At 63.1% G+C, this 9891-nt stretch carries 10 protein-coding genes; all 10 read left to right on the top strand.

Annotated features, from left to right (window positions below; translation table 11 throughout):
* Positions 1-492, top strand: a 492-nt coding sequence (locus PKA57_RS06115; protein ID WP_324298559.1) for a molybdopterin-dependent oxidoreductase, incomplete at its 5' end; no start/stop codon positions are given.
* Between the two features lie 6 nt (positions 493-498).
* Complete coding sequence (nuoH, locus tag PKA57_RS06110) at positions 499-1530, top strand: NADH-quinone oxidoreductase subunit NuoH (protein WP_324298557.1); 1032 nt, start codon at positions 499-501, stop codon at positions 1528-1530.
* A gap of 19 nt (positions 1531-1549) precedes the next feature.
* Positions 1550-2041, top strand: coding sequence for an NADH-quinone oxidoreductase subunit NuoI (gene nuoI / locus PKA57_RS06105; protein WP_324298555.1), 492 nt, complete (start codon positions 1550-1552; stop codon positions 2039-2041).
* A gap of 80 nt (positions 2042-2121) precedes the next feature.
* Complete coding sequence (locus PKA57_RS06100; RefSeq protein WP_324298553.1) at positions 2122-2730, top strand: NADH-quinone oxidoreductase subunit J; 609 nt, start codon at positions 2122-2124, stop codon at positions 2728-2730.
* Between the two features lie 18 nt (positions 2731-2748).
* On the top strand, positions 2749-3057 hold the full coding sequence (gene nuoK, locus PKA57_RS06095; protein ID WP_324298552.1) for an NADH-quinone oxidoreductase subunit NuoK: 309 nt from the start codon (positions 2749-2751) through the stop codon (positions 3055-3057).
* Positions 3058-3065: 8 nt separating this feature from the next.
* Positions 3066-4997, top strand: a complete 1932-nt coding sequence (gene nuoL, locus PKA57_RS06090; RefSeq protein ID WP_324298550.1) for an NADH-quinone oxidoreductase subunit L — start codon at positions 3066-3068, stop codon at positions 4995-4997.
* Complete coding sequence (locus PKA57_RS06085; RefSeq protein WP_324298547.1) at positions 4997-6541, top strand: NADH-quinone oxidoreductase subunit M; 1545 nt, start codon at positions 4997-4999, stop codon at positions 6539-6541. The genes nuoL and PKA57_RS06085 overlap by 1 nt, the downstream gene beginning before the upstream one ends.
* Positions 6542-6563: 22 nt before the next feature.
* On the top strand, positions 6564-8018 hold the full coding sequence (gene nuoN, locus PKA57_RS06080; RefSeq protein ID WP_324298545.1) for an NADH-quinone oxidoreductase subunit NuoN: 1455 nt from the start codon (positions 6564-6566) through the stop codon (positions 8016-8018).
* Between the two features lie 4 nt (positions 8019-8022).
* Positions 8023-8790 (top strand): biotin--[acetyl-CoA-carboxylase] ligase, encoded by a 768-nt coding sequence (locus PKA57_RS06075; protein WP_324298543.1) that lies wholly within the window; start codon positions 8023-8025, stop codon positions 8788-8790.
* 88 nt (positions 8791-8878) lie between these two features.
* On the top strand, positions 8879-9891 hold a 1013-nt coding region (locus PKA57_RS06070; protein ID WP_324298541.1), incomplete at its 3' end, for a ribonuclease J.

The following is a 9891-nucleotide window of genomic DNA, read 5'->3' as shown; positions in this document are numbered from 1 at the left end:
GCGGACGAGATCGACATGGCGCGCCTCGGCAATGCCTTCGTCATCTATCAGGGCACGCATGGCGATGCGGGCGCGCATCGCGCCGATGTCATTCTGCCCGGTGCAGCCTATACGGAGAAGGCCGGCACCTATGTGAACACGGAAGGCCGCGTGCAGCTCGGGCAGCGCGCCGTTTTCCCGCCCGGTGACGCACGCGAGGACTGGGCGATCCTGCGCGCGCTTTCCGAAGCGCTCGGCGCGAAGCTTCCCTATGACAGCCTCCCGCAGCTTCGCGAGGCGCTTGTCGCGGACGCGCCGCATTTCGCGGAAGTGGACGAGGTGGCCCCGGCGGGCGAACTGCCCGATCTCGCGGGCGGGGAACTCGACGCGGCGCCCTTCGAGACGCCGATCAAGGATTTCTATCTGACGAACCCCATCGCGCGCGCGAGCAAGGTCATGGCCGAATGTTCGGCACAGAGCCGGGCGAGCGGCCGCGCCGAAGCGGCGGAGTGATGAGGCATGGCTGACTTTCTGACGACATACGGCATTCCGCTGGCCATCATTCTGGCCCAGTCGCTTGCGCTTCTGGTCGCGCTGCTTCTGTTCACGGCCTATATCCTGCTCGCCGATCGCAAGATCTGGGCGGCGGTCCAGCTTCGCCGCGGACCGAACGTGGTCGGCGCCTTCGGCCTGTTCCAGTCCTTCGCCGATCTGCTGAAATTCGTCTTCAAGGAACTGGTGATCCCCGCCAGCGCGAACAAGGGCGTCTTCCTGCTGGCGCCCCTCGTCACCGTGACGCTCGCTCTTTCGGCCTGGGCCGTGGTGCCGCTCGCGGATGGTCTCGTCATCTCCGACATCAATGTCGGTATTCTCTATATTCTCGCCATCTCTTCGCTCGGCGTTTACGGCGTCATCATGGCGGGCTGGGCGTCGAACTCGAAATATCCCTTCCTGTCCGCGCTGCGCTCGGCCGCGCAGATGGTCTCCTACGAAGTGTCGATCGGCTTCGTCATCGTCACCGTGCTCATGACGGTCGGCTCGCTCAACCTCTCCGACATCGTGCGCGCGCAGGATGGACGCTTCGGCCTGCTCAACTGGTACTGGCTGCCGCATCTTCCGATGTTCGTGATCTTCTTCGTCTCGGCGCTGGCTGAAACGAACCGGCCGCCCTTCGATCTCGTCGAGGCGGAGTCGGAACTCGTGGCGGGCTTCATGGTCGAGTATTCCTCGACGCCCTACATGATGTTCATGCTGGGCGAATATGTGTCGATCATCCTCATGTGCGCGATGACGACCATCCTGTTCCTGGGCGGGTGGCTGCCTCCCTTCAACTTCGCGCCCTTCACATGGGTGCCGGGCATCGTCTGGTTCCTGCTGAAGGTCTGCCTCGTCTTCTTCATGTTCGCCATGGTGAAGGCATTCGTGCCGCGCTATCGCTACGACCAGCTCATGCGCCTCGGCTGGAAGGTGTTCCTCCCGATCTCGCTCTTCTGGGTCGTGTTGACGGCAGGCGTTCTCGTCGGTTTCGGCCTCGTGCCGCAGCACGGTTAAGCAAGGAGGGACGGGAAACATGGCCTCGATCAACCAGACGGTCCGCTCGCTCTTCCTGAAGGAGTTCGTGGCGGGATTCGCTGTCGCCATGCGCTACTTCTTCAAGCCCAAGGCGACGGTGAACTATCCCTTCGAAAAGGGTCCGCTCTCGCCGCGCTTCCGTGGCGAGCACGCCCTTCGTCGCTATCCGAATGGCGAGGAACGCTGCATCGCATGCAAGCTGTGCGAGGCGATCTGCCCCGCGCAGGCCATCACCATCGAAGCGGGGCCGCGCCGCAATGACGGCACGCGCCGCACGACGCGCTACGACATCGACATGACGAAGTGCATCTATTGCGGCTTCTGTCAGGAAGCCTGCCCGGTGGATGCGATTGTGGAAGGTCCGAATTTCGAGTTCTCCGTGGAGACGCGCGAAGAGCTCATGTACGACAAGGAACGGCTGCTGGCGAATGGCGACCGCTGGGAACGCGAGATCGCAAAGAACATCGCGCTCGACGCGCCGTATCGCTGACGAATGAAACCGCTGACGGGCGAAACCGAAAAGAAGCTCGGCCTTGAGGCCGGTGAAGGATAGAGGGACGAGGGGTCCATATGATTTTTTCCGCCATAGCATTCTACGTCTTCGCGGCCATGGCCGTGGCGGCGGGGTTCATGGTGATCGCGTCCCGCAATCCGGTGCATTCGGTCCTCTTCCTGATCCTCGCCTTCTTCAACGCGGCTGCGCTCTTCGTGCTCATGGGCGCGGAGTTCATCGCGCTCCTGCTTGTGATCGTCTATGTGGGCGCCGTCGCGGTGCTGTTCCTGTTCGTCGTCATGATGCTCGACATCGATTTCAACGAACTGCGTCAGGGCTTCCTGCAATATCTGCCCTTTGGCGGGCTGATCGGGATCATCCTGCTGATCGAGCTTATTCTCGTCGGCGCGGCCTGGGTCATCACGCCCGAGGCGTCGGCTGTCGCCGCCTCGCCGGTCATCGCGAACGTGGCCAACACCCGCGCGCTTGGCCAGGTGCTCTATACGCAATACGTCCTTCTGTTCCAGGTGGCGGGGCTCGTGCTTCTCGTCGCCATGATCGGCGCCATCGTGCTGACGCTCCGTCACCGCACGGACATCAAGCGCCAGGTGATCGCGCGGCAGGTCGGCCGCGCGCGCGCGGAAGGCGTCGAACTCAAGAATGTGAAGCCGGGGCAAGGTCTTTGAGAGAAGTGAGACACTGACATGGAAATCGGCCTTGGACATTATCTGGCTGTCGCCGCGATCCTCTTCACGATCGGGGTCTTCGGCATCTTCCTCAACCGGAAGAACGTCATCGTCATGCTGATGTCGATCGAGCTGATGCTGCTCGCGGTCAACATCAACCTCGTCGCCTTCTCGAGCTTCCTCGGGGATCTCACGGGGCAGGTGTTCGCGCTTTTCGTGCTGACAGTGGCCGCCGCCGAGGCCGCCATCGGTCTTGCCATTCTCGTTACCTACTTCCGCAACCGCGGCTCCATCGCGGTTGAGGACGTCAATCTGATGAAGGGCTAGGAGACAACATGTACTCTGCCATCGTCTTCCTGCCGCTTCTCGGTTTCCTCATCGCCGGCCTTTTCGGCCGCTGGATCGGAGTGCGCGGCGCCCAGCTCGTCACCTCGGGCCTGCTCGTCGTCTCGGCGGCGCTTTCGGTCATGGCCTTCGCCACTGTCGCGTTCGGCGGCGCGACCGAGCACATCCAGGTCATGACATGGATCGATTCCGGCGCGTTCGAGGCGGACTGGCGCCTGCGCATCGACACGCTGACAGCGGTCATGCTCGTCGTGGTGACCTCGGTTTCGGCGCTCGTGCATATCTATTCGATCGGCTATATGAGCCACGATCCGCACCAGCCGCGCTTCTTCGCCTATCTGTCGCTCTTCACCTTCGCCATGCTCATGCTGGTGACGGCGGACAACTTCATCCAGCTCTTCTTCGGCTGGGAAGGCGTGGGCCTCGCCTCCTATCTGCTGATCGGCTTCTGGTATCAGCGGCCGAGCGCGAACGCGGCGGCGATCAAGGCGTTCGTGGTCAATCGCGTCGGCGATTTCGGCCTCATCCTCGGTATCTCGGCGATCTTCCTCGCCGTCGGCTCGGTCGAGTTCGACACGGTGTTCAAGGCGATCCCGCATCTCGCGGAGAAGAACTTCGTCTTCCTCGGCTATGAAGTGCCGATCGTGACGACCATCTGCCTGCTGCTCTTCATGGGCGCCATGGGCAAGTCGGCGCAGATACTGCTTCACACCTGGTTGCCGGACGCCATGGAAGGCCCGACGCCGGTTTCCGCCCTCATCCATGCCGCCACCATGGTGACGGCGGGCGTTTTCCTCGTCGCGCGCTGCTCGCCCATTTTCGAGTTCTCGCCCTTCGCGCTCACCACGGTGACGGTGATCGGCGCGACCACGGCCTTCTTCGCGGCGACCGTCGGCCTCGTCCAGAACGACATCAAGCGCGTCATCGCCTATTCGACCTGCTCGCAGCTCGGCTACATGTTCGTGGCGCTTGGCGTCGGCGCCTATGGCGCGGCCATCTTCCACCTGTTCACGCACGCCTTCTTCAAGGCGCTGCTGTTCCTCGGCTCCGGCTCGGTCATCCATGCGATGAGCGACGAGCAGGACATGCGCAAGATGGGCGGCCTCTACAAGCTCATCCCCGCAACCTACGCGATGATGTTGATCGGTACGCTTGCGCTCACGGGCTTCCCGCTGACGGCCGGCTATTTCTCGAAGGATGCGATCATCGAGGCGGCCTATGCCGGCCAGAACCCGGCGCACATGTTCGCCTTCACGCTGACCGTGTTCGCCGCCTTCCTGACCTCCTTCTATTCGTGGCGTCTCATCTTCATGACGTTCCACGGCAAGTCGCGCGCCGATCAGCACACGCTGGAGCATGTGCATGAATCGCCGCTCGTCATGCTCGTGCCGCTGATCGTCCTGGCGATCGGCGCTCTCGGTGCGGGTCTGCTCTTCGAGCGCTATTTCATAGGCGAGGCTCACGAAGCCTTCTGGCTCGAGTCGATCTATCGCGGCGCCGAAAACCACATCATGCATGCGATGCATTCGGTCCCCTCATGGGCGGCGCTCCTGCCGACCGTCATGATGGTGCTGGGCTTCCTGCTGTCATGGTACTTCTACATCGCTCGGCCCGACCTGCCGGCGGAGCTCGCGCGCACCCAGGCGCCGCTCTACAAGTTCCTGCTCAACAAGTGGTACTTCGACGAGCTTTACGACTGGATCTTCGTGCGTCCCGCCTTCTGGCTCGGCCGCGTGCTCTGGAAGCAGGGGGACGGCCGCATCATCGACGGCATCGGGCCTGACGGCGTCTCCGCCCGCGTGCTCGATGTCACGCGCGGCGTCGTCCGGCTGCAGTCCGGTTATCTCTATCACTATGCCTTTGCCATGCTGCTCGGTGTTGCTGCGCTGGCGACCTACTTTATCCTCGGGGGAACGCACTGATGAACGACGGAAATATTCTTTCGCTCATCACCTTTCTGCCGTCGGTCGGCGCGCTGCTGATACTTATGTTCCGTGGCGACGAGGCGACCGTGGCGCGGAACGCAAGGTGGGCGGCGCTCTGGACGACGCTGATCACCTTCGTCCTGTCGCTCTATATCTGGCGGAACTTCGACGCTTCGACACCGGCCTTCCAGTTCGTTCAGAAATCGGAGTGGCTGGGCGGCGCGATCAACTATCACATGGGCGTCGACGGCATCTCGATGCTGTTCGTCATCCTCACGACGTTCCTCATGCCCGCCTGCATCCTGGCGAGCTGGAACTCGATCGGGACGCGCGTGCGCGAATACATGATCGCGTTCCTCGTTCTCGAGACGCTGATGATCGGCGTGTTCTGCGCGCTCGATCTCGTGCTCTTCTACCTCTTCTTCGAGGGCGGCCTCATCCCGATGTTCCTCATCATCGGCATCTGGGGCGGCCAGCGGCGCATCTACGCGACGTTCAAGTTCTTCCTCTACACGCTGCTCGGCTCGGTGCTGATGCTGCTCGCCATCATGGCGATGTATTGGGATGCTGGCACGACCGACATTCCGACGCTGCTCGCGCATGATTTCTCCTCGCGCATGCAGACATGGCTATGGCTCGCCTTCTTTGCGTCCTTCGCCGTGAAGATGCCGATGTGGCCGGTGCATACATGGCTTCCCGACGCGCATGTCGAAGCGCCGACAGCGGGTTCGGTCATCCTTGCGGGCATTCTGCTCAAGATGGGCGGCTACGGCTTCCTGCGCTTCTCGCTGCCCATGTTCCCGGTGGCGTCCGCCGATTTCGCGCCGCTCGTCTTCACCCTGAGCGTGGTTGCCATCGTCTACACCTCGCTGGTGGCGATGGTGCAGGAGGACATGAAGAAGCTCATCGCCTATTCGTCGGTCGCGCATATGGGCTTCGTGACCATGGGCATCTTCGCCGCCACACAGCAGGGCGTGCAGGGCGGCATCTTCCAGATGCTGAGCCATGGCTGGGTTTCGGGCGCGCTCTTCCTCTGCGTCGGCGTGATCTATGACCGGCTGCATACGCGCGACATCGAGGCCTATGGCGGCCTCGTGAACCGCATGCCGCTCTATGCCGCGGCCTTCCTCATCTTCACCATGGCCAATGTCGGTCTGCCGGGCACCAGCGGCTTCGTCGGCGAATTCCTGACGATCGTCGGCACCTTCCGCGTCAACACCTATGTTGCGTTCATCGCCGCGACGGGTGTGATCCTCTCGGCCTGCTACGCGCTCTACCTCTACAGGCGCATCGTTTTCGGCAAGCTCGAGAAGGAGACGCTGAAGAACATCCTCGATCTCAACCGGCGCGAAGTGGTGACGCTGCTTCCGCTGATCATTGCCACCATCGTCTTCGGCGTCTATCCGGCGCCGGTCTTCGACGTGACGGCCGCGTCGGTGGAGCATCTGATTGCGAACTACACGGCGGCCGTGGAGGCGCACAGAATAGCCGAGGCCGGGCAGGGCGTGGTCGATGCCGCGCGTCTGATCGCGGGCCGATAAGGGAAAGCCAGGATTGAATTCTATGGAAACCGCTGCTTCGACCTTGCCGGCTTTCGGCCCCGCCATTCCCGAGATCGTGCTCGCTGCGGGCGCGATGCTGCTGCTCATGCTCGGCGTCTTCCGCAAGGAGAGCCCGACACGGGCCATTTCCTATGCTGTCGTCGTGCTCTTCATCGCCATTGCGGCGCTGATACTGGGGCAGGGCGATATCAAGACCAGCACCTTTGGCGGCATGTTCGTCATCGATCCATTCACGCGCTTCATCAAGCTGCTCGTCCTGCTTGGCGCGGGCTTCGGTGTCGTCATGTCGGTGACCTATATCCGCCGCGAGAACATGGATCGTTTCGAGTTCCCGATCCTCATGGCGCTGGCGGCTCTCGGCATGATGCTGATGGTTTCGGCCAACAGCCTTATCGGTCTCTATCTCGGCATCGAGCTGCAGAGCCTCGCGATCTATGTGATCGCGGCGTTCAATCGCGATTCCGCGCGGTCGAGCGAGGCGGGCCTCAAATATTTCGTGCTGGGCGCGCTCTCCTCGGGCCTCATGCTCTATGGCTGCTCGCTCGTCTACGGTTTCACCGGCAGCGTCGATTTCAACACGATCGCCACGGCCATCGGCTCGGAAAACAAGTCGATCGGCCTCATCTTCGGCCTCGTCTTCATCATGGCGGCGCTCGCCTTCAAGATCTCGGCCGTGCCTTTCCACATGTGGACGCCGGACGTCTATGAAGGCGCGCCGACGCCGGTTACCTTCTTCATCGCGGGCGCGCCGAAGGTCGCGGCCATGGCGCTGACGCTCCGCGTGCTCTTCATCGCCTTCCCCGGCATCATGGCGCAGTGGCAGCAGATCGTCGTCTTCATCTCGATCGCCTCGATGATCCTCGGCGCCTTCGCCGCCATCGGCCAGCCCAACATCAAGCGCATGATGGCCTACAGCTCCATCGGCCATATGGGCTATGCGCTGGTCGGCCTCGCGGCCGGAACGACCGAGGGTGTTCGCGGCATTCTTCTCTATCTCGTGATCTATGTGGTGATGTATGCGGGCGTCTTCTGCTGCATCATCGCCATGCGGCGCCCCGATGGGCAGCAGGTGGAGGGGATCAACGATCTCGCCGGGCTCTCCCGCAGCCAGCCGCTGGTCGCCTTCTTCATGGCCATGCTCATGTTCTCGCTGGCGGGCATTCCGCCGCTCGCGGGCTTCTTCGCCAAGTTCTACGTCTTCATGGCGGCGATCAAGGCGGGGCTTTACGGCCTGTCCGTCATCGGCGTGCTCTCCAGCGTGGTCGGCGCCTACTACTATCTGCGCGTCATCAAGGTCATGTATTTCGACGAACCCGCGCCGGCCTTCGAGAGGCCGGTTCCGGGCGAGATCAGCGTCGTGCTCGGTCTGACGGGGCTCTTCACGCTGTTCTATTTCGTCTATCCGGCTCCCTTGCTCGTAGGGGCGCAGGCCGCCGCCGCCGCTCTGCTGCCCTGATCCCGTGGTCGCGCTTCCGCAAGGCTACACGCTCCGCGCTTTCGCGGAGATCGACAGTACGAATGAGGAAGCGCGACGCCTCGGCGATGCGGGCGTGCCGGGGCCCATCTGGATCACGGCCGAGCGCCAGACGGCGGGGCGTGGCAGGCGTGGCCGCGAATGGGTCTCGCCCAGCGGCAACTTCATGGGAACGCTGTTCCTGCGCCCGCAAGTAGGCCCGCGCAAGGCGGCGGAGCTTTCCTTCGTCGCCGCGCTCGCGGTGCATGACGCGGTCGATGCGCTGCTGCCGCCACCGCTGCGCCCCGGCCTCAAGCTCAAATGGCCGAACGATCTTCTGCATGATGGCCGCAAGCTCGCGGGCATCCTGCTGGAGTCGTCCGGCATCGCAGGCAGCGAGCTTGCCTGGCTTGCAATAGGGATCGGCATCAATCTCGCGCGTCATCCCGATAACGTCGAATATCCGGCTACCTCGCTCGCGGCGCTCGGCCTTCCCGATGTCACGCCCGAGCGCGCGCTCGAGTTTCTTGCCGCCGCATTCGATCGCCGCTTGCGGCAATGGAACGAGGTGCAGGGCTTCGCCGCGATCCGCGAGGCGTGGCTCGCGCGCGCCGCAGGTCTTGGCGGCCCCATCACTGTGAGATTGGTGGACGAAACCTTCGAGGGCATATTTGTCGGCCTCGCGCCCGACGGTGCGCTCGATGTGCGGCTCCCATCGGGTGAAATTCGAAAGATTGCCGCGGGAGATGTGTTCTTCCGCATCGCTTCGCACTAGTTTGTCAGACATGGCATCCACAGAACGACGATCGACGCATCGGGACGAACTCGTCTTCCTGCCGCTTGGCGGCACGGGCGAGATCGGAATGAATCTGAATCTTTATGGCTTCGGGCCCGAGGACGATCGCAAATGGATCATCGTCGATCTCGGCGTCACATTCGGAGACGAGCGCACGCCGGGTGTCGATCTCATCATGCCGGACCCGGCCTTCATCGAGGAGCGGCGCGACGAACTGCTCGGAATCGTGCTCACACATGCGCATGAGGATCATATCGGCGCCGTCGCGCATCTCTGGCCCAGGCTGCGATGCCCCGTTTACGCGACGCCCTTCACGGCGACGCTCGTGCGCGCGAAACTCATTGAAGAGGGCATCGAGAGCGACGTGCCGATGAATGTCGTGCCGCTCGGCAGCCGTTTCGCGCTCGGGCCCTTCGACATCGAACTCGTGACGCTGACGCACTCGATCCCCGAACCCAACGCGCTAGCGATCCGCACGCCGCTCGGCCTCGTGCTTCACACCGGCGACTGGAAGATCGACCCCAATCCGCTGGTCGGCGACGAGATGGATGTGAAGCGCCTTACCGAAATCGGCGACGAGGGCGTGCGCGCCATCGTCTGCGATTCGACCAATGTGTTTTCGCCCGGCAGCTCCGGCTCCGAAGCCGATGTCGCCAAAAGCCTTGTCGAAGTCATCCGCGCCTGCCCGCAGCGCGTGGCGGTGACGACCTTCGCCTCCAATGTCGCGCGGCTCGAAAGCATCGCCAAGGCAGCCGCCGCATGCGACCGCCGCGTCGTGCTTGTCGGGCGCTCCATGTTCCGCGTCGTCGGCGCGGCGCAGGATGCGGGCTATCTCGCCGATCTGCCGCCCTTCCTCACGGAACACGATGCCGGCTACTTCCCGCGCGACAAGGTCCTCTATCTCTGCACCGGCAGCCAGGGCGAGCCGCGCGCGGCCCTTGCCCGCATCGTCGAGGACACGCATCCCAACATCGCGCTTTCCGAGGGCGACGCGGTCATCTTTTCCTCGCGCATCATTCCCGGCAACGAGGCGTCGATCTTCGACTTGCAGAACCGGCTTGCCGAGCGGGGCATTCGCGT

Source organism: Parvibaculum sp. (genome assembly GCF_035325945.1).
Lineage (GTDB): Bacteria > Pseudomonadota > Alphaproteobacteria > Parvibaculales > Parvibaculaceae > Parvibaculum.
Note: the sequence above shows the minus strand (reverse complement) of the source record. Positions and strands in the feature narration are given on the sequence as shown.